The organism is Microbacterium sp. (assembly GCF_047607225.1).
Taxonomy (GTDB): domain Bacteria; phylum Actinomycetota; class Actinomycetes; order Actinomycetales; family Microbacteriaceae; genus Microbacterium.
In genome coordinates, this window is record NZ_JASGDO010000061.1 from 45,102 (window position 1) to 64,845 (window position 19,744).

At 67.4% G+C, this 19,744-nt stretch carries 18 protein-coding genes; 2 read left to right on the forward strand and 16 right to left on the reverse strand.

Annotation, left to right across the window (positions count from 1 at the left end; translation table 11 throughout):
• Window positions 1-104 precede the first annotated feature (104 nt).
• From QM591_RS12595 to QM591_RS12620, 6 genes are all read right to left on the reverse strand, one after another.
• Window positions 105-1,400 carry a citrate synthase gene (locus QM591_RS12595; protein ID WP_415132735.1) on the reverse strand — a complete coding sequence of 432 codons (1,296 nt, stop codon included), beginning with the start codon at window positions 1,398-1,400 and terminating at the stop codon, window positions 105-107.
• A gap of 102 nt (window positions 1,401-1,502) precedes the next feature.
• Window positions 1,503-2,606 (reverse strand): succinyldiaminopimelate transaminase, encoded by a 1,104-nt coding sequence (gene dapC / locus QM591_RS12600; protein ID WP_415132736.1) that lies wholly within the window; start codon window positions 2,604-2,606, stop codon window positions 1,503-1,505.
• A complete protein-coding gene (gene fdxA / locus QM591_RS12605; RefSeq protein ID WP_067161086.1) occupies window positions 2,606-2,926 on the reverse strand; it encodes a ferredoxin in 321 nt (106 codons plus the stop codon). The genes dapC and fdxA overlap by 1 nt, the downstream gene beginning before the upstream one ends.
• Before the next feature lie 95 nt (window positions 2,927-3,021).
• Window positions 3,022-3,405, reverse strand: coding sequence for a DUF6113 family protein (locus QM591_RS12610; protein ID WP_415132737.1), 384 nt, complete (start codon window positions 3,403-3,405; stop codon window positions 3,022-3,024).
• A 29-nt stretch (window positions 3,406-3,434) separates the two neighbouring features.
• Window positions 3,435-3,749 carry an AzlD domain-containing protein gene (locus QM591_RS12615; protein WP_415132738.1) on the reverse strand — a complete coding sequence of 105 codons (315 nt, stop codon included), beginning with the start codon at window positions 3,747-3,749 and terminating at the stop codon, window positions 3,435-3,437.
• Window positions 3,746-4,480, reverse strand: a complete 735-nt coding sequence (locus tag QM591_RS12620) for an AzlC family ABC transporter permease (RefSeq protein ID WP_415132739.1) — start codon at window positions 4,478-4,480, stop codon at window positions 3,746-3,748. The genes QM591_RS12615 and QM591_RS12620 overlap by 4 nt, the downstream gene beginning before the upstream one ends.
• A gap of 65 nt (window positions 4,481-4,545) precedes the next feature.
• Here QM591_RS12620 and QM591_RS12625 point away from each other — a divergent pair, with 65 nt between their 5' ends.
• Together QM591_RS12625 and QM591_RS12630 are read left to right on the forward strand one after the other, a co-directional pair.
• Window positions 4,546-5,133 (forward strand): helix-turn-helix domain-containing protein, encoded by a 588-nt coding sequence (locus tag QM591_RS12625; protein WP_415132740.1) that lies wholly within the window; start codon window positions 4,546-4,548, stop codon window positions 5,131-5,133.
• 15 nt (window positions 5,134-5,148) lie between these two features.
• Window positions 5,149-5,493 (forward strand): DUF2200 domain-containing protein, encoded by a 345-nt coding sequence (locus tag QM591_RS12630; protein WP_415132741.1) that lies wholly within the window; start codon window positions 5,149-5,151, stop codon window positions 5,491-5,493.
• A 39-nt stretch (window positions 5,494-5,532) separates the two neighbouring features.
• On the opposite strand, the gene typA is transcribed toward QM591_RS12630, so the two are convergent.
• From typA to QM591_RS12680, 10 genes are all read right to left on the reverse strand, one after another.
• Complete coding sequence (gene typA, locus QM591_RS12635; RefSeq protein ID WP_067161102.1) at window positions 5,533-7,443, reverse strand: translational GTPase TypA; 1,911 nt, start codon at window positions 7,441-7,443, stop codon at window positions 5,533-5,535.
• A 193-nt stretch (window positions 7,444-7,636) separates the two neighbouring features.
• Complete coding sequence (locus QM591_RS12640; RefSeq protein ID WP_415132742.1) at window positions 7,637-9,340, reverse strand: ABC transporter family substrate-binding protein; 1,704 nt, start codon at window positions 9,338-9,340, stop codon at window positions 7,637-7,639.
• A gap of 56 nt (window positions 9,341-9,396) precedes the next feature.
• Window positions 9,397-11,508 carry a dipeptide ABC transporter ATP-binding protein gene (locus QM591_RS12645; RefSeq protein ID WP_415132743.1) on the reverse strand — a complete coding sequence of 704 codons (2,112 nt, stop codon included), beginning with the start codon at window positions 11,506-11,508 and terminating at the stop codon, window positions 9,397-9,399.
• On the reverse strand, window positions 11,471-12,382 hold the full coding sequence (locus QM591_RS12650; RefSeq protein WP_082829002.1) for an ABC transporter permease: 912 nt from the start codon (window positions 12,380-12,382) through the stop codon (window positions 11,471-11,473). The genes QM591_RS12645 and QM591_RS12650 overlap by 38 nt, the downstream gene beginning before the upstream one ends.
• Window position 12,383: 1 nt before the next feature.
• Window positions 12,384-13,367, reverse strand: a complete 984-nt coding sequence (locus QM591_RS12655) for an ABC transporter permease (protein WP_415132744.1) — start codon at window positions 13,365-13,367, stop codon at window positions 12,384-12,386.
• Between the two features lie 141 nt (window positions 13,368-13,508).
• Window positions 13,509-14,054: a hypothetical protein gene (locus tag QM591_RS12660; protein ID WP_415132745.1), complete on the reverse strand. Its 546-nt coding sequence runs from the start codon at window positions 14,052-14,054 to the stop codon at window positions 13,509-13,511.
• Entirely contained in the window at window positions 14,051-15,787 is a 1,737-nt protein-coding gene (locus QM591_RS12665) for a dipeptide ABC transporter ATP-binding protein (protein WP_415132746.1), read from the reverse strand. The genes QM591_RS12660 and QM591_RS12665 overlap by 4 nt, the downstream gene beginning before the upstream one ends.
• On the reverse strand, window positions 15,784-16,737 hold the full coding sequence (locus QM591_RS12670; RefSeq protein WP_415132747.1) for an ABC transporter permease: 954 nt from the start codon (window positions 16,735-16,737) through the stop codon (window positions 15,784-15,786). Before QM591_RS12670 ends, QM591_RS12665 begins: the two co-directional genes overlap by 4 nt.
• A complete protein-coding gene (locus QM591_RS12675; RefSeq protein WP_415132748.1) occupies window positions 16,727-17,656 on the reverse strand; it encodes an ABC transporter permease in 930 nt (309 codons plus the stop codon). The genes QM591_RS12670 and QM591_RS12675 overlap by 11 nt, the downstream gene beginning before the upstream one ends.
• Before the next feature lie 125 nt (window positions 17,657-17,781).
• A complete protein-coding gene (locus QM591_RS12680) occupies window positions 17,782-19,398 on the reverse strand; it encodes a peptide ABC transporter substrate-binding protein (RefSeq protein ID WP_415132749.1) in 1,617 nt (538 codons plus the stop codon).
• Window positions 19,399-19,744: the final 346 nt, after the last annotated feature.

Genomic DNA, 19,744 nt, shown 5'->3' on the forward strand with positions numbered 1-19,744 from the left:
GCTCACCCTACCGCGCCGCTGAGGCCACCGTCACTCGCGTCATCCGACTGTGCGTGCGGCGCCGGCCACGACCGCCCATCCCTCCCCGCCTGCGCGAGGCGGTCTCAGCCGAGTCCGGGATAGTTCCTCGCGGCGGAGCCGGTGTACAGCTGCTGCGGGCGACCGATCTTGGTCTGCGGATCCAGCTGCATCTCACGCCAGTGTGCGAGCCAACCCGGGAGCCGACCGATCGCGAACAAGACGGTGAACATCCGGGTGGGGAATCCCATCGCCTTGTAGATGACACCCGTGTAGAAGTCCACGTTCGGGTAGAGGCGGCGCTCTTTGAAGTAGTCGTCGTTGAGCGCGATCTCCTCGAGCTCCTTCGCCAGATCCAGCAACGGATCGTGCACGCCGAGTTCGGCCAGCACCTCGTCGGCCGACTCCTTGACGAGCTTCGCGCGCGGATCGTAGTTCTTGTAGACGCGGTGTCCGAAGCCCATGAGCTTCACCCCGTCTTCCTTGTTCTTGACCCGCTCAACGAAACGCTGCACGGTCTCGCCCGAATCGCGGATGCGCGCCAGCATGTCGAGCACGGCTTCGTTCGCGCCGCCGTGGAGGGGGCCGTACAACGCGTTGATGCCGGCCGACACCGAGGAGAACTGATTGGCGCCCGTCGACCCCACCAATCGCACCGTCGAGGTGGAGGCGTTCTGCTCGTGGTCCTCGTGCAGGATCAGCAGACGCTCGAGCGCACGGGAGGTGACCGGGTTGACGTCGTAGATCTCGGCAAGGACCCCGAAGTTCAGCTTGAGGAAGTTGTCGACGAAGCTCAACGAGTTGTCCGGGTACAGGAAGGCCTGACCGATGCTCTTCTTGTGCGCGTAGGCGGCGATCACCGGGAGCTTGGCGAGCAGCCGGATCGTGTTGAGCTCGACGTGGTCGGGATCGTTCGGGTCGGACTGGCCTTCGTAGTAGGTCGAGAGGGCCGCCGTGGCCGCCGAGAGCATCGACATGGGGTGAGCGGTGTGCGGGAGCGCCGAGAAGAACCGCTTGAGGTCTTCGTGAAGCAGTGTGTGCCGACGGATCTTCTCGTCCCACTCGGCGAGCTGGTCGGCCGTGGGGAGATCGCCGTAGAGGAGGAGCCACGCCACTTCGAGGTACGTGCTGTTCTGAGCGAGCTGCTCGATCGGGTAGCCGCGGTAGCGCAGGATCCCCTCGTCGCCGTCGATGAAGGTGATCGCCGACTTGGTGGCGGCCGTGTTGACGAACCCGTAGTCCAGGGCTGTATGGCCGGTCTGTCTCGTGAACGTCGAGAAGTCGACGGCGGGAGTGCCCTCGGTCCCCGTCAGGACGGGAAGTTCGGCGGTGCGGTCACCGATGGTGACGGTGGCCTGCTGGGGGGTTCCCGACTCGCTCACGAAGCCTCCTTGCGGTCGAACTGGGCGTCATTACAGCCTAGTGGGCTCTGCGGCCTACTCAGATCGTCACCAAAGGAACGGCCCCAGCACGGGAGGATTCCTCTAAGCGCGCAGGCGCCGCGCCGCAGCCTCGATCCGCTCGTCGCTCGCGGTGAGCGAGAAGCGCACGTGATCGGGGAAGTGGGTTCCGTAGAAGTGACCGGGGCCGGCCAGGATCCCTCGATCGGCGAGAGCACCGAGCGACTCCCATGCGTCCTCGCCCGCCGTCGCCCAGAGGTAGAGACCGCCCTCGCTGTGATCGATCCGGAATCCTGCCGCTTCCAGGGCGGGCCTCAGCACGCTCCGTCGCGCTCGGTACAGCTCCTTCTGCCGGGCGACGTGCACGTCGTCGGCCAGTGCAGCCGTCATCGCCGCCTGCACCGGCGCCGGAAGCATGAGGCCGAGGTGTTTGCGCGCGGTGAGCAAACGGGACACCAGGGACTCGTCGCCGCCGAGGAACGCGGCACGGTAACCGGCGAGGTTCGACTGCTTGCTGAGGGAGTAGACCGACAGCAGGCCGGTGAGGTCACCATCCGTGACGGCCGGATCGAGCACGCTCGGCACCCGCTCCCGCGCCCACGGGCCGTCCCAGCCCAGCTCGGCGTAGCACTCATCCGATGCAAGGACGGCACCGAGGTCGCGCGCACGCGCGACAGCGACACGCAGTTCGTCGACCCCGAGGACGCGCCCGTCGGGGTTTCCGGGTGAGTTGATCCAGACGAGTCTCGTTCCCTCCGGCCACTCGCCCGGATCATCGGACGCGACGGCACGCGCCCCCACGAGCTTCGCTCCGACCGCGTAGGTCGGATAGGCGGCACGGGGATGCACGACGGTGTCACCGGACTCGAGGCCGAGCAGGAGCGGCAGCAGCGCGACGAGTTCCTTCGAGCCGACGGTGGGGAGAACGTGCGCGGGCGTCAGTCCGGGAACGCCCCGGCGTCGGGCGTACCAGTCGACGATCGCCTCGCGAAGAGCCGGGGTGCCGGTCGTCTGCGGGTAGGCGTGGGCGTCGGTGGCCTCTCGTAGCGCGCGGGCGACCAGTTCCGGCGTGGGATCGACGGGCGAGCCGATCGACAGGTCGACGATGCCGTCCGGGTGTGAACGGGCACGTGCGGCGAAAGGGGCGACAGCGTCCCAGGGATACTCGTCGAGATCTGCGACGCCCATCAGTGCGACTGGGGCGGGAGGGCAGAGATGACGGGATGGTCCTTGGCGATCACGCCCACCTTGGCCGCGCCGCCGGGAGACCCGATGTCCTCGAAGAACTCGACGTTGGCGGTGTAGTAGTCCTGCCACTCCTCGGGCAGATCGTCCTCGTAGTAGATCGCCTCGACGGGACACACCGGCTCGCAGGCGCCGCAATCCACGCACTCGTCGGGGTGGATGTACAGGGAACGCTCACCCTCGTAGATGCAGTCGACGGGACACTCGTCGATGCACGCACGGTCCTTCACATCCACGCAGGGCAGGGCGATCACATACGTCACGCCTCAAGTCTAGTTCGTCAGCATCGACGGTCGGCCCATGCCACGGGTGCGCGTCCGCCTCCGCCACCGCTCTCGATGCGCGGCACTGACAGAGGTCAGTCGCGCCGGTGCAGCCTCGCAGGCGACGGCCAGGCGACGACCAGGGCGACGATGATCGGCACCCCGATCGTCCAGATGATGCCGGTGGACAGGGCGCCCTCGGCCGGCGCCGGAACCACCACGGATCCCCCGGGGCCCCGGCCCGAGAAGACGAGCGTCGCGATCATCGCGCCCATTCCGGTCGCCAGCGCGGCCCATCGGTCACCGGTGAGCAGCCGAACCCCGAGGAGGATGGCCGTCGTGCCGATGAGGGCGACGATGAGGCCGATCGGCACGCTGCCCCACATCGAGCCTTGCCCAATCGTCCCGGCGACGCCGAAGACGACGCCGACGACGAGGGCCACGATCCAGGACCCCCAGCGGGACAGACGCGTACTCACCCGGTCAGTCTAGGCGTCGGCGCGGACGATCACGCCGCCCAGCCCATGGCACGCAGTCCTGCCGCCACGGCCGCGGCCGCCACCACGACGACCAGGAAGGGAGCCCGCATCGCGAGCAGCCCTCCGGCCACGAGGAGTGCCGGCACCCGCGCATCCACCACGATGCTCTGTCCGAGGCCGAGGGCCTGCACGACCACCAGCGCCGACAGCAACGCGACGGTGAGGAGGTCGGTGATCCGGGAGGGAGCGGGAGCATCGAACCACCGGGCGGGCACCAGGTACCCGACGCCCTTCAGCGTCACGCACAGGATCGCGGCCACGAGAACGGCCGTCCACATCGTCACGAGGCCCTCCCACGGGTCGGGACCTCTTCGGCACGGCCGTTGCTGAACCAGTTGAACCAGCCGACGACGACGGCGACCCCCGCAGCCACGAGCACGGGCAGGCCCGGCATCACGATGGGCGTCAGCGCCGCGGCCACGACCGCGGCGGCGACGCCGACGGCAACGGCCTGACGTCGCCGGAGTCGCGGCCACAGGAGAGCGAGGAATGCCGCCGCAGCGGCGGCATCCAGTCCATAGGTCCGGGGATCCCCGAGCACGTCCCCCAGAAGGGCCCCCGCGAGGGTCGACAGATTCCAGCCGATCCAGATGCCGATGCCCGTCACCCAGAAACCGACGACGCGGGCACGCGGCGTCGGCTGGGCCAAGGCAACCGCGGTGGACTCGTCGATCGTGAGCTGGGCGGCGACTGTGCGACGCGCGGCGCCCGGCCCGATCACCGGCGACATCCGCAGCCCATACGCGATGTTGCGCGCGCCGAGGAGGCCCGCGGAGGCGATCGCCGCCGGTGCCGCGGCGAGTCCACCCGCAGAGATCACACCGACGAAGGCGAACTGCGATCCGCCCGTGAACATCAGAAGACTGAGAACGCAGGTCTGCCAGACATCGAGTCCCGACGCGACCGACAGCGCTCCGAACGAGACCCCGTACGCGCTCGTCGCGATCGCGACGCCGGCACCCTCCCGCCGGGCGCGGCGCACGTCGGAGTCGGCCGGTGGGGAGGACGAAGGCATGGTCAGCATGATGCTCGGTCGAGCATTGTTCGTCAAATCATCCGATCGTTCGCCATAATGAACGAATGGATGAGACAGCCCCGGAGGACACCAACGGGAACTCGGCAGTCACGCTCGGCGCGCGGATCGCTCGCGCCCTCCGGCGGGAACGGGAGCGCGCCGGGCTGGGTGCCGCAGAGCTCGCGCGCCGGGCAGGGGTGGCGAAGGCCACCGTGTCGCAGCTGGAGTCCGGCGCCGGGAACCCCAGTGTCGAGACCCTCTGGGCGATCGCCACGGCGCTCGACGTGCCCTTTTCCGTCTTCGTCGATGCCCCGAGCGCGCAGACTCACGTCGTGCGGGCAGCGGACCGACCGGGTATCCGCGCGAGCGACGCCCCCTACGAGGCGTTCCTCCTCGCTGCCGGCGCTCCGCACGCGCGCAGCGACCTCTACTTCCTTCGAGCACAGCCGGGAGAGCCCCGCCGTTCACTCCCCCACTCATCGGGAACCACGGAACACGTCGTCTTGATCAGCGGCAGCGCCTCGGTGGGCCCCGCCGGCGAACCCGTCGTGCTCCATCCGGGCGACTACATGCGATATCGCGGTGATGCCCCGCACGTGTTCGAAGCGTGGGAGCACGACACCACGGCGGTGTTGGTGTCCGAAGTGCGCTGACGGCAGACTGCCCTCATGAACAGTCGCATCGAACGTATGACCTTCGCGTCGGTGTATCCGCTCTATGTGTCCAAGGTCGAACGGAAGGGACGCACCCGCGACGAGCTGGATGAGGTGATCCGCTGGATCACCGGCCTCGACGATGACGAGATCCACCGGCACCTCGACGCGCAGTCGACGTTCCGGGTCTTCTTCGATGACGCGAGGCCGCCGGCGACGATCGCGTCGATCACCGGGGTCGTGTGCGGCGTGCGCGTCGAGGAGGTCGAAGACCCGCTCCTGCGGAACATCCGCCTGCTGGACAAGGTCGTCGATGAACTCGCCCGCGGCAAGGCCGTCGATCGGATCATCCGGCGCTGAGCGACGGTGCCATGGCGACGGCGGGCGCCGCCCGCGGGATCAGGCGTTCGCGTCCTGGCGCTTGAGCCGCGCGGCGGCGCGACCACGCTCGGTCGCATCGAGCACGACCTTTCGGATTCGCACCTTCTCCGGCGTCACCTCGACGCACTCGTCGTCTCGGGCGAACTCCAACGACTCCTCCAGCGACAGCGTTCGCGGCGGCGTCATCGACTCGAAGGAGTCGGCCGTCGACGAGCGCATGTTCGTCAGCTTCTTCTCCTTCGTGATGTTCACATCCATGTCGTCGGCGCGGGAGTTCTCGCCGATGACCATGCCCTCGTAGACCTCTTCGGTCGGCTGGACGAAGAACGACATGCGCTCTTGCAGGGCGATGATCGCGAACGGAGTGACGACGCCGGATCGGTCGGCGACGATCGACCCGTTCTGACGGGTGGAGATGTGACCGGCCCACGGTTCGTAGCCGTGCGAGATCGCGTTGGCGATGCCGGTGCCGCGGGTCGTGGTGAGGAACTCGGTGCGGAAGCCGATCAGCCCACGCGAGGGGACGACGAACTCCATCCGGACCCAACCGGTGCCGTGGTTCGTCATCGTCTCCATGCGACCCTTACGCGTCGCCAGGAGCTGCGTGATCGCGCCGAGGTACTCCTCCGGAGCATCGATCGTCAGGTGCTCGAAGGGCTCGTAGGTCTTTCCGTCGATCTTCTTGGTGACCACCTGCGGCTTGCCGACGGTGAGCTCGAAGCCCTCGCGCCGCATGTTCTCGACGAGGATCGCGAGCGCGAGCTCGCCGCGACCCTGCACCTCCCACGCGTCCGGACGTCCGATGTCGACGACCTTGAGCGACACGTTTCCGATCAGCTCGCGGTCGAGGCGGTCCTTCACCATTCGCGCCGTGAGCTTGTGACCCTTGACCTTGCCCACGAGCGGCGAGGTGTTGGTGCCGATCGTCATCGAGATGGCCGGGTCGTCGACCGTGATCGCGGGAAGCGGGCGGACATCCTCGGGATCGGCGATCGTCTCACCGATCGTGATCTCCTCGATGCCGGCGATGGCGACGATGTCGCCGGGGCCGGCGGACTCGGCTGGGTAACGCTCGAGCGCGCGGGTCTTCAAGAGCTCGGTGATCCGCGCGGTGGTGTGCGACCCGTCGTGACGCACCCACGCGACCGTCTGGCCCTTCTTGAGGGTGCCGTTGAAGACGCGCAGGAGCGCGAGACGACCCAGGAACGGTGAGGAGTCGAGGTTGGTCACCCACGCCTGCAGCGGGGCCTCGTCGTCATAGGAGGGAGCCGGGACGTGGGCGAGGATCGCCTCGAACAGCGGCTCGAGATCGTCGTTGTCGGGCAGCGACCCGTTCTCGGGGCGATTGCGCGACGCGGCGCCGGCGCGGCCGGAGGCGTAGACGATCGGCACGTCCAGGAGGGCGTCGACGTCGAGGTCGGGAACGTCATCGACGAGGTCGGACGCGAGACCGAGCAGGAGATCGTGCGCCTCTTCCTCGACCTCGGCGATCCGCGCGTCGGGGCGGTCGGTCTTGTTGACGAGCAGGATGACGGGGAGCTTCGCCTCCAGCGCCTTGCGGAGAACGAAGCGCGTCTGCGGCAGCGGCCCCTCGCTGGCGTCGACGAGAAGGACGACACCGTCGACCATCGACAGCCCGCGCTCGACCTCGCCACCGAAGTCGGCGTGGCCCGGGGTGTCGATCACGTTGATCGTGACGGGCACGTCGGTGTGCGCGCCGTTGTAGGTGATCGCGGTGTTCTTGGCGAGGATCGTGATCCCCTTCTCACGCTCCAGGTCGTTCGAGTCCATCGCCCGCTCCTCGACGTGCGCGTGCTCGCCGAAGGAGCCTGTCTGGCGCAGCATCGCATCGACGAGCGTCGTCTTGCCGTGGTCGACGTGTGCGACGATCGCGACGTTTCGGAGATCCGGACGGAGGGCATGCGCCATAGAGGTGGTCCTTGCGGAGGGTGTCGATGAGGTCGATGTCGGAGAGCCCGCGCAGCAGATCTGTGCGCGGCCGACGTTCCAGGATACCCTGTGCGGCGCCCCGGACCGCGCGATCCGCCGATCGTGAGCCCGGACGGGACGCGGAACGGGGCGGGATTCCGTAGAATCCCGCCCCGTTCGGGCGCGAAGGGCGTCAGCCCTTGTAGCCCACGATCGACCAGTCGGTCGACTTGAACGTCGCCTTGCCGAAGTTGACCAGACCCTCGTCGGTCGCAGCGACCTCCGGGTAGGGGTAGATCGGGATGCTCGGCAGGTAGTCAGCGATCACGCCGCTGATCTCGTTCGCGATCTTGATGCGCGCGGCCGGGTCGAGCTCGGCGTTCGCCTTGTCGAACAGCGGCTTGAGGCGGTCGTCCGTGAAGAAGGAGTAGTTCTGACCGTTCTGGTCACCGAACTCCTGCTCCGGGTAGTAGATCGTCTCGGACGACGAGATCGGGAACGGCGTACCCTGCCAGCCGAACGTGGCGGCCTGGTACTTGCCCTCGGAGATGTTGACGAAGTAGTCCTCGGCGGGCGACTCGTCGATCGTGACCTCGATGCCGAACTCCTTCAGCGCGTCCTGGATGCCCAGAGCGCGGTTGATGTTCGACTGCGTGCCGGCGGGAACGATGATCGCGAAGGTCAGCTTCTGACCGTCCTTCTCCCAGTTCTGGCCGTTCTTGGTGTAGCCCGAGGCCTCGAGGTACTCCTTGACCTTCTCCTCGCTGCGCTGGTACTTCTCACCGAACGCGTCGATGTAGCCGTCCTGACCGGGCATGAAGATCCAGTCACCCAGCGTCGCGGCCGGCGCGCCGAGCGGCGTGTTGGCCACCTGCGCGATGAGCTCGCGGTCGATCGCCGAGGCGACGGCCTTGCGGACGTTGGCGTCGTCGAACGGAGCCGACTTGCCGTTGAACGTGAGGTGCGACCAGGTCAGACCACCCGAGCGCTGGATGACCGCGCCCGACTTCGACTCGGCCGTGGCCAGAGCGTCCGGGGTCTGGATCTCGAGGTAGTCGATCTCATCGTTCGCGAACGACTGGGGCAGAGCCTCCTGCGCGATGCGCTTCCACGTGATCGAGTCGAGCTTCGGCTTGTCCTCGCCCCACCAGTTGGGGTTCGGGACCATCGTGTAGATGGCGGCGTCGTTGTCGACCTTGTCGACCTTGTACGGGCCCGCCGTGGGGATGGGCTTGTTGGTGTAGCCCGTGTTGAACGCGTCCTTGTCGTTGGCGATCGAGGCCGGGATGACGGGGACGAGCATGAGGTTCGCCCAGTCGGCGAAGGTCGCCTTGAAGCTCACCGTGAACTCGGCGTCGCTGACGACCTCGACCTTGTCGATCTGCGCGAAGACGGAGGACGGGATGACCTCGTAGCCGTCGTCGGTGTTACCGGCGGAGTCGAGCGTGGCCTTCCAGTCGTCTGCCGTGATCGGCGAGCCGTCTTCCCAGACCGCCTTGTCGTTCAGTTTGACCGTGACGACCTGCGGCGACTCACTGGTGAGCTCGACCGACGTGGCGTAGTTCGGGTTCGCGACGACCTTGCCGTCCTCGGTCACCTCACCGAGGTTGCCGAGCGTCGGGGCGAGGAGGTTCTGCACCTCGACGTTGGCGGCCTTGGCGTGGTTGGGGTTCCAGTTTCCTTCGTCGGTCGGCGTGCTCAGGATCGACAGGTTGAGCGTGCCGCCCTGCTTCACGTCCGAACCCGGCACCTGCTCGTAAGCGACGGTCGCCAACGTGGGCTGCTCGGACGGCGCAGGAGACGTGTTGGTCGGCGTCCCTCCGCCGGCGCAGGCCGAGAGCAAGAGCGCTCCGGCACTGAGCACGGCGAGGGCCGCAACTGCTGTCTTGCGGTTCATGTGCGTTTTTCCTCTCTGGTGTCCCGTCGCACGCGACGGAAGTCTGTGAATCCTCGTCAGACCGCGACGAGGGTGTTCTTGTCGACGTGGTGGCAGGCTATCTCGACATCGCCGCGCACGTCGAAAGCGGGGTACTCGGTACGACACTTCTGCTGCGACGCCTCATCCAGGATCTTGTAGAGGGGGCATCGCGTGCGGAAGCGGCAACCGTCGATCTGAACGGCGGGGCTGGGGAGGTCCCCGTCGAGCAGGACCCGCTCGCGAGTGCGCTCGATCCGGGGGTCCGGGATCGGTGCCGCCGACATGAGGGCCTGCGTGTAGGGGTGCCGCGGGTTCATGAAGACCTCCGCGATCGGCCCGGCCTCGATCACGCGTCCGAGATACATGACCGCCACGTCATCGGCCAGCTGACGCACGACGGCGAGGTCGTGCGCGACGAAGATCATCGAGAGCCCCAGCCGGTCGCGCAGGTCCTGCAGGAGGTTAATGATGCCTGCCTGGATCGAAACGTCCAGAGCGGAGACGGGTTCGTCGAGGACGAGCACCTTCGGGTTGGTCGCGAGCGCACGCGCGATGCCGATCCGCTGCCGCTGGCCTCCGGAGAACTCGTGCGGGTAGCGGTCTGCCATCGCCGGGTCGAGCCCCACGAGGTTCAACAGCTCCATCACTCGGGCCTCGCGCTGACGCGGCGGGACCTTGTGGGCCAGCAGCGGCTCGGCGATCACTTCACTGACGGGCAGTCGCGGATCGACGGCGGCGGCGGGGTCCTGGAAGACGATCTGGATGTCCTTGCGCAGCGCGCGACGGCTGGATGCGGTGAGGCTGCCCACGTCGCGTCCCTCGAAGCGGATGTTGCCGCCCTGCGGCGCCATCAGCTCCATGAGCTCGAGGATCGTCGTGGTCTTCCCGCACCCGGACTCTCCGACGAGCGCGAGCACCCGACCGGGCTTGAGGTCGAAGGACACACCGTCGACGGCGCGGACGGTTCCGACCTGCCGCCGGAAGACCCCTCCCCGCGTGAGCGGAAAGTGCTTCACGAGATCATCCACCTCGACGATGGGCTCGTCGCTCGTCTCCGCCTTCACGGCCTCCGGCAGCGCCGGCGGTCGCGGGAAGATCTCGGCACGGGGCAGTGTGCCCGCCGCGATCTCGCCCGCCCGGTGGCACGCGGCCTGGTGACCTTCGACGCCGGTGGGGTGCACGAGCTCGGGCTCGATCTCGCGGCACACGGCGATGGCGGCAGGACAGCGGTCGGCGAACGGACATCCCTGCGGGAGGGCGGACAACTGCGGCGGACGACCCTCCAGCGGCACGAGGCGTTCGGTCCCGGCGGTGCGGATGTTGGGCACGGAGCGCAGGAGGCCCACGGTGTAGGGCATCGCCGGCTGGCTGAAGAGGGTGTCGACGTCGGCGATCTCGACGAGCTTCCCCGCGTACATGACGCCCACCCGGTCGGCGTGACCCGCCACGACACCGAGGTCGTGCGTGATCAGCGACACCGCGGCGCCGGTGAGGCGCTTGGCCTCCTCGAGCACTTCCATGATCTGCGCCTGGATCGTGACGTCGAGCGCCGTCGTCGGCTCGTCGGCGATGATGAGGCGCGGGTTGTTCGCGATCGCGATGGCGATCATGGCGCGCTGGCGCATTCCCCCGGAGAACTCGTGCGGGAAGGCCCGGACGCGACGTTCGGGGTCGGGGATCCCGACGATCTTCAGCAGTTCGATCGCCCGCTTCTGCGCCGCCTGCGCGCTCAGGCGCCGGTCGTGCAGCCGCAGGCCCTCCGCGATCTGGTCGCCGACCGTGTACACCGGAGTGAGGGCGGAGAGCGGATCCTGGAAGATGATGGCGAGCTCGGAACCGCGGATCTTCGAGAACCGGCGATCGTCGAGATCGAGCAGGTTCCTGCCGCGGAAGAGGATCTCGCCCTCGATCTGGGCGGTGTCGGGAAGAAGGCCCATGATGGCCAGCGACGAGACCGACTTGCCCGAGCCGGACTCGCCGACGATGCCGAGGAACTCGCCCTCGTGGATCGTGTAGCTGACGTCGCGCACGGCGCGCACGGGGGACCCGTCTCGTTGCGGGAAGGTCACCGTGAGGTTCTTGACCTCCAGGAGCGGAGCGTTGAGGTTTTCAGCCACGGTTGACTCCCGAGGTCGGATCGATGGCATCGCGAAGGGCGTCGCCGAGCAGGCTCAGGCTCAGCAGCAGCAGCACGAGGACGCTGGCAGGGAACGCGAACAGCCACGGACGGGTCGCTGCCGCGGTGTTGCCGTCGGCGATGAGCACACCGAGCGACACGTCAGGTGCCGGAACACCGAAGCCGAAGTAGCTGAGGCTCGTCTCGGCGAGAATCATGGCACCGACCCCGAGGGCCGCGTCGATGATGAGGAGCGACGCGACGTTGGGGACGATGTGCCGCGTGACGACCGACCACGACCCGAAGCCCATGTAGCGGGCCGCCTTGACGAACTCGCGCTCGCGCAGCGACCGCGTCTGTGAACGGATGACCTGGCCCATGATCATCCAGCCGAACAGCGCGAGGAAGAAGGTCATGACGATCCAGCTGGCGCTGCGGAAGAACGGCCACAGCAGCACGAGGATGAAGAACGACGGCAGCACCAGCAGCAGGTCGATGAACCAGGCGATGACCTTGTCCGCCCAGCCGCCCAGGTAGCCGGCGATCGACCCGACGATCGCCGCGATCGCCGTGGCGAGCAGACCCGCGACGAACCCCACGATGAGGGAGATGCGAAGACCCGCCATCACTCGGGCGAAGATGTCGTATCCCAGCGTGTCGGTGCCGAACGGGTGGGCCAGGCTCGGCGCCTGGTTGAGGGCGAAGTAGTCGCGCTCGGTGTGGCTGATCGGCCACAGCATGGGTCCGAAGATCGCCCAGAGGACGATCGCGGTGAGGACCACGCCGCCGATCCAGAACTGCTTGGACGAGCGCAGTCGGCGCCACACCACGCGGGCGCGGGAAAGCGGACGCCGGACCTCGATGAGTTCCTGGCTCTGCTCGACCTGTTGGGGGGAGAACGACACGTCAGCGCCTCACTCTCGGGTCCAGGGCTGCGTACAGCACTTCGGACAGCGTCGACGAGCACAGGATGAGTACCGCGACGAACATGGTGGAACCGGCGAGGGCGTTGATGTCCTCCTGCCGCACGGCCTGGATGGCCCACTCCCCCATGCCGTGCCAGCTGAAGATGACTTCGAGCATCGTGGATCCGGCGACGAGGGTTCCGAAGCTGTACGCGAAGAAGGTGGACATCGGGATCAGCGCGACACGGACGCCGTGACGCACGAGTGCCGAGCCGCGGGTGCGCCCCTTGGAGCGGGCGGTGCGGATGTAGTCCGCGCCGAGGACGTCGAGCATGGCGTTGCGCTGATAGCGGCTGTACGAGGCGGCGGCCGCGAGGACCAGCACGAGCGTCGGCAGCAGCAGGTGGGAGAGGCGATCGCCCAGTTGCGGCCAGAACTCGTCGGGTATGCCCGGGGAGTACTGACCGCTGAACCGGATGACTTGTGACCCGACGAGTTGGTTGAAGTTCGTCGCCACGATCATCAGCAGGATCGCCATGACGACGGTCGGCGTGGCGAAGACGAGGTACGACACGATCGTCACGATGCGGTCGCTCATCCGGTACTGGCGCACCGCTCCCCACACACCGAGGATGACGCCGAGGATCGCGCCGATGAGGGAACCGATCAACAGGAGCTGAAGACTGACGCCGGCGCGCACCCAGATCTGGTCGATGACGGGCTGGTTGCCGACGGTGAGACCGAGCGAGCCCTGAGTGAAGAGATTCCAGAGCCACCGTCCGAGACGGACGATGAGCGGGACCTCACGATTGACGCCCAGGCGATCGAGGATGGAGTCGACCGTCTCTTTCGGCACCGGAGGATTGCGCAGCTGGAACTGCCGCGCGGGGTTCAAGCCGATACTGGCGAGCATGTAGGCGAGGGAGGTCGCCACGAGCGTCAGGATGAGGTAGTTGATGACCCGACGAAGGAGGTAAAGCGTCACGCGGAGTCGGGTCCTTTCTCACGCCGAGGGGATTCGACCGAGCGCTTGCCTCGCGCTCGCTGCCCCGCAGCCTCGTCAACGGTAACAAAGGTCGAACGGAATGGACCCCTGCGTTGAACATGTCGTTTCATGATCTTTACATCACGGACGCACAATCATCAGCGCAAGCAGGGCCAGAGCGAGCAGAATGCACCCCACGGCGAGGGCCCGCAGGTCCCACCCCGACGACGCGACGGCACCGGATTCCGGGGCGGATTCCCTCGCGCTCTCCAAGAGCTGCACGGCTGGGCTCGGACCGGTCTCGCGTCCCCGCAGACCCGGTCGGGAGGCGAACGGAGCGCCCCAGCAGTCCCGTCGCGTGCCGTCGGCGAGTTCGATTCTGATCTGGGGTTTCTCAACGATCGCCCGGACCTGCCGCCACGGGATCAGGTGCACGCGCAGCAGGTTGACCACGACGAGGTGATCCCGCTCGATCCGGATGCTGGAGTGGTAGAGCAGCACCCAGAAGCCCCAGACCACGAGACCCACGAGGGCCGACCAGCGAAGCAGGAAGTCGAGGCTGCCGCGCAACGCCGCATCGGCCATGAGGAGGACCACGAGGCCGACGACGGCCCAGAACGCCACGAGCGACGAGGTCGCGCGCAACACCGTCGGGCGCGGCGACCGCGCCTCGGGTCGATCGGTCACTGGGCGAACTCGAAGCCCGCGCCCGGGATGGCTGCGAGCAGTTCCCGCGTGTAGGGGTCCTGCGACTGGTCGAACACCTCGTCGGTCGTCGCCGACTCCACCAGGCGACCCGCGCGCATGACGCACACGTTGTCGGCCACCAGACGCACCACCGCGAGGTCGTGCGTGATGAACAGGTAGGTGAGGTCGAGTTCGGTCTGCAGCTCGGTGAGGAGGGTGAGGATCTGGCCCTGTACGAGCACATCGAGCGCCGAGACCGCCTCGTCGAGCACGAGCACCTCGGGCTTGAGCGCGAGGGCGCGAGCGATCGCGACGCGCTGCCGCTGGCCTCCGGAGAGCTCACTGGGATACCGGTCGCGAGCGGCGGCGGGCAGAGCCACCTGATCCAGCAGTTCCCGCACCCGCGCGCGCTGACTCGCTCGGTCGCCGACGCCGTGCACGCGCAAGGGCTCGGAGATCGTGTCCCCCACGTTGTACTGCGGGTCGAGCGTGCCGTAGGGGTCCTGGAAGACCGGCTGCACGCGGCGACGGAACGCGAGCATCTCGCGCTTGCTGAGACGCTCCTGCTTCTTGCCGTCGAAGAGGATCGAGCCGCTCGTGGGCTGCTCCAGTTGCAGGATCATCCGCGCGAGCGTGGACTTGCCCGATCCGGACTCGCCGACGACCGCGGTCGTGGTGCCCTTGGCGACGGAGAAGCTGACGTCGTCGACAGCGACGACGTCCTTCGTGCGCAGTCCGCCGGTGCGGACCTTGTAGACCTTCCGGGCGCCGACGACCTCGATGAGGTTCTGAGCCCCGGTCGTCGCGGCGGACTCCGCCTCGGCCTCGCGCACCTGGGCCCGCTCGAGGAACTCCTCGCCGGCGCCGAAGACGTCGACCTCGTCGTGGTGGCGGACGGCCTGAATGCGGCGCGAGGCGAGGCTCGGCGCGGCCGAGACGAGTCGCTGCGTGTAGGGGTGCTGCGGCGCCGCGAGGATCTCCTGCGACGGACCCGACTCCACGACGCGGCCCCGGTACATCACGACGAGGTGCTCGGCACGCTCGGCGGCAAGGCCCAGGTCGTGCGTGATGAAGAGGACGGTCGTGCCGAACTCCTCCGTGAGCTCCCCCAGATGGTCGAGGATCTGCCGCTGCACCGTCACGTCGAGGGCCGAAGTCGGCTCGTCGGCGATGAGCAGCTGGGGGCGGGCGGCGAGCCCGATGCCGATGAGGGCGCGCTGGCGCATTCCTCCCGAGAACTGGTGCGGATACTGCCGCATCCGCTCCGAGGCGTTCGGGAGCCCGGCCTCGTTGAGCACCTCGATCGCGCGGTCCTTCACGGCCCGGCGGCCCCGCACCGAGCCGTTGTTGCGGACCGCCTCCTCCACCTGATAGCCAACGGTCAGGACGGGGTTGAGGTTGGACATCGGGTCCTGCGGCACGTAGCCGATCTGCGATCCGCGCACGCGCTGGAGCTCGCGCGGCGAGAGGGTGGCGAGGTCGCGCCCGCCGAACATGATGGACCCCTGGGTCACCTCTCCCGTGCCGGGCAGGAGACGGATGATCGCCTGAGCGGTCGTCGACTTGCCCGAACCCGACTCACCGACGATCGCGACCGACTGCCGTGGATAGATCGTGAGGTCGACGCCACGCACGGCAGGAACGAGGCCGGACTTCGTGTGGAAGCTGACATGGAGGTCACGGATCTCGAGCAGCGGCGACACGTTCGAGGCGCTGACAGGGGTCTCGCTCATCGGCGCGAACGCTCCTTCGGGTCGAGGGCATCCCGGACGACGTCGCCCAGCATGAGGAACGACAGCACCGTCAGCGACAGCGCCGCGGCGGGATAGATCATCGTCATCGGGTTGGTGAGGATCGAGACGCGCGCCTGTCCGATGTCGTTGCCCCACGACATCACGCTGGACGGGAACCCCAGACCGAGGAACGACAGGGTGGCCTCGGCGACGATGTAGGTGCCGAGCGAGACGGTCGCCACGGCGATGACCGGCGCGATCGCGTTGGGGAGCACGTGACGCACGAGGATGCGGAAGCGCGAGACCCCGACGGCGGTGGAGGCGATGACGTAATCGGACTGCTTGGCGCTGAGGACCGCGCCGCGCATGATCCTCGCGATCTGCGGCCAGGCGAAGACCGCGATCACGAGGGCGACCAGCAGTGCGTTTCGCTCGGGGAACACCGACATCAGCACGATCGCACCGAGGATGGTCGGGATGGCGAAGAACACGTCGCCGATGCGGGAGAGGACGGCGTCCAGCCAGCCGCCGTAGTAGCCGGCGATGGCACCCACGACGCCGCCGAAGATCGTGACGATCAGGGTGGCGAGCACGCCCACCAGCACCGACGCCTGCGCGCCGTGGACGACACGCGAGTACACGTCGCATCCCTGACGCGTGAATCCGAAGGGGTGGCCGGGCTGCGGGCCGCCGTCGCTGTTGGCGAGGAAGCACTGCGCGTTGGGCGGGAAGGGCGCGAAGAAGCTGGGGAAGATCGCGACGAGCAGGATGAGGACGATCAGCACCGAGGAGACCCAGAACAGCGGTCGACGCCGCATCAGCTCCCACGCATCGCCCCAGACGGTGCGGGGCTTGGAATCGACGTCGACGGCATCGACCGGCGCGATCGGTGTCTCGTCCAGGGGTGCGACGATGTGCGTCTGCGGGGCGGGGCGGTGATCACTTGGCATAGCGGATCCTCGGGTCGAGCCAGGCGTAGAGGAGATCGACCAGGAGGTTCGCCATCATGATGACGACGACCATGATCGCCACGAAAGAGACGACCGTCGGGCCTTCTCCGATGATGATCGCCCGGTAGATCGTTCCCCCGACGCCGTTGATGTTGAAGATGCCCTCGGTGACGATCGCCCCGACCATGAGCGAACCCAGGTCCACGCCGAGGAAAGTCACGACGGGGACGAGGGAGTTGCGGAGCACGTGGACCGTGACAACACGGGGGCGGCTGAGCCCCTTGGCCGTGGCCGTGCGGACGTAGTCGGCTGAGAGGTTCTCGGCGACGCTGGACCGGGTCAGACGCACGATGTAGGCGAAGGAGACCGAGGCCAGGACGATGGCGGGAAGGATCAGCTCGTTCCAGGGGGCGGCGGGGCTCACGGTGGGACGAGCCCACCCGAGCTGCACACCGACGACGAGTTGCAGAACGAAGCCGATGACGAACGTCGGCACGGAGATGAGCAGGAGGCTGATCACGAGCACGCTGGCGTCGAAGATCTTGCCCTTGCGCAGTCCGGCGACGAGGCCGACGACGATCCCGAAGACGGCCTCGATGGCCAGGGCGAGAATGGCCAGCCGCGCGGTGATCGGGAAGGCGCGAGCCATGACCTCGGCGACGGGCTGGCCGGAGAACGTCGTCCCCCAGTTGCCCTGCAGGAGGTCGCCGATGTAGAGCACGTACTGCACGATCAGCGGCTGATCGAGGTTGTACTGCGCACGGATCGCATCGATCGCGGCCTGGGAGGGCTGGCGGTCGCCGAACAGCGCGGCGATGGGGTCCCCCGGAAGGGAGAACACCATGAAGTAGATGAGGAAGGTCGCCCCGAAGAAGACGGGGATCAGCTGCAACAGCCGTCGACCGATGAACCACAGCATCGACGATTCCTACTCTCGGCGGTTCTCGGCGGACATGGACTCAAAGAGCATATGCCCTCACATGACGGAACCGGTGCCCGGGGTGTCGCGCACCCCGGGCACCGGTTCACGCCATCAGTGAGGGCTCAGCCCTTGGTGATCTCGTGGTACAGCGGGACGGAGTCCCACCCGAAGACGACGTTCTGCACGCCTTCGGCCCACACGCCCACGGCGTTGGAGTACCAGAGCGGCACGCTCGGGAGGTCCTTCATCAGGATCTCCTGCGCCTGCTTGTAGAGCGCCGTCGACTCGTCCAGCGACCCGGCAGCCGTGGCCTCGGCGAGCTTGGCGTCGAAGTCCTTGCTCGAGTAGCCCTCGTAGTTGGAGCTTCCGCCGGTCGAGTACTGCGCCGAGAGGAAGTTGTACTGCGACGGGTAGTCCGCCTGCCAGCCGGCGCGAGTGGCGCCTTCCAGCGTGCCGCTGGTGCGCTTGTCGAGCGCTGCAGCGAAGGTCGGGAAGGGCAGTCCCTCCGCCTTGATGCCGAGCGTGTTGGCGATGGAGTTGGTCACCGCGTCCACCCAGCCCTGGTGTCCACCATCCGAGTTGTACGCGAGCGTGAACGTGCCGTCGTACGGGGAGATGGCATCCGCCTCGGCCCAGAGCTTCTTGGCCTCCTCGGGGTTGTAGGCGAGCACCTCGGAGCCGGCCAGATCGTCGGTCCAGCCGTCCACGACCGGCGACGTGAAGTCGGTGGCCGGGGTACGGGTGCCAAGGAAGATCTTGTCGGTGATCTCGTCGCGGTTGATCGACATCGAGATCGCGGCGCGGCGGAGCTTGCCCTCTTCGTCGTTGGCGAAGTGGTCGATGTAGAACGGGATGTTGAAGCCCTGGTAGATCGCGGCGGGCTGGTTGACGTTCCGGTCCGGGAAGTCGGTCTCGAACGAGGCGAACGACGTGTCGGGCACGGCGTCGAGGACGTCGAGGTTTCCGGTGCGCGCGTCGGCGTAGGCCGCGTCGAGCGACGTGTAGAACACGATGTTCAGTCCCGCGTTCTTCACCTCGCGAACACCCTTGTAGTCCTCGTTCTTGACGAGGTTGATGCCCTCGTCGTGGCGCCAGGCGCCTTCACCTTCGAGCTTGTAGGGACCGTTGCCGATCGGGTTCTCACCGAAGGCCTCGATGTCCTCGAACGCGACCGAGGGCAGCGGCATGTAGGCCGTGTACCCGAGACGCAGCGGCCAGTCGGCCTCGGCCTGCTTGAGCTTGACCGTGAAGGTGCTGTCGTCGACGACGGCGAAGCCGGTCGGCTCAGTGCTCCCGTCCTCGGAGACGCCCTCGACGTTGGAGTACCAGTAGGCGCCGGCGGCGTCCTGCGCGGCAGTGGTCCACGTGTCGACGAACGTCTTGGCGGTGATCGCCTCGCCGTTGGTGAAGGTCCAGCCGTCCTTGATCTTGACGGTCCAGGTGATGTTGTCGTCGCTCTCGATCGAGTCGGCGACCTCGTTGACGGGCTCACCGTTGGCGGAGTAGCTGACCAGACCCGCGTAGATCGACGTCAGGATCTTGCCACCACCGACCTCGGTCGTTCCGAAGGTGATGAGCGGAGCCTGCGGCTCGTTACCGTTCGTGGTGATGATCGCGTCGCTGGCACCCGCGCTCGGCGACGTGCCCGGGTCGGTGGAGCTCGGAGAGCAACCGACGAGGGTCAGCGACACCACGGATGCGAGCGCGAGGCCGGCAAGGCCCCAGCGTCGTCTCGACATTTTTCCTCCATGTGCAGTCGAACGTGCCGCAGTCGTGCGTGACTACCGGGCGAGCGCCCGGGCTGCGGTCACGTGGATGAGTCGACCATAAACGTCGTCGTCGTCGCGGACCGCGTCGAACGGCAAACCGTTACAAGGCGGCAACAATCCCCGCCCCTCGGTTGTGCAGATCCCCCATGTTGGGAGCTGCGGGTGATCGGATCTGCACAATTCCGGCGGTCCACGATGGTCACATCGCGGGTGGAGGCTTACGCATCCTGTTCGGCGAGGGGTGGCCCTTGCCTTTCAGAGCTCTCTTCAGATCGCTCCTGTGCCTTACATGTGACGGCAGGATGATACGGTTCCC

Coding starts and splice junctions, on each gene's coding strand:
- dapC (WP_415132736.1), bottom strand. CDS start 2,606: ATGGGCGTCGCAGATCTCGACGAGTATCCCTGGGACGCTGTCGCCCCT.
- QM591_RS12620 (WP_415132739.1), bottom strand. CDS start 4,480: ATGCCTTCGTCCTCCCCACCGGCCGACTCCGACGTGCGCCGCGCCCGG.
- QM591_RS12625 (WP_415132740.1), top strand. CDS start 4,546: ATGGATGAGACAGCCCCGGAGGACACCAACGGGAACTCGGCAGTCACG.
- QM591_RS12630 (WP_415132741.1), top strand. CDS start 5,149: ATGAACAGTCGCATCGAACGTATGACCTTCGCGTCGGTGTATCCGCTC.
- typA (WP_067161102.1), bottom strand. CDS start 7,443: ATGGCGCATGCCCTCCGTCCGGATCTCCGAAACGTCGCGATCGTCGCA.
- QM591_RS12640 (WP_415132742.1), bottom strand. CDS start 9,340: ATGAACCGCAAGACAGCAGTTGCGGCCCTCGCCGTGCTCAGTGCCGGA.
- QM591_RS12645 (WP_415132743.1), bottom strand. CDS start 11,508: ATGCCATCGATCCGACCTCGGGAGTCAACCGTGGCTGAAAACCTCAAC.
- QM591_RS12665 (WP_415132746.1), bottom strand. CDS start 15,787: ATGAGCGAGACCCCTGTCAGCGCCTCGAACGTGTCGCCGCTGCTCGAG.
- QM591_RS12670 (WP_415132747.1), bottom strand. CDS start 16,737: ATGCCAAGTGATCACCGCCCCGCCCCGCAGACGCACATCGTCGCACCC.
- QM591_RS12675 (WP_415132748.1), bottom strand. CDS start 17,656: ATGCTGTGGTTCATCGGTCGACGGCTGTTGCAGCTGATCCCCGTCTTC.
- QM591_RS12680 (WP_415132749.1), bottom strand. CDS start 19,398: ATGTCGAGACGACGCTGGGGCCTTGCCGGCCTCGCGCTCGCATCCGTG.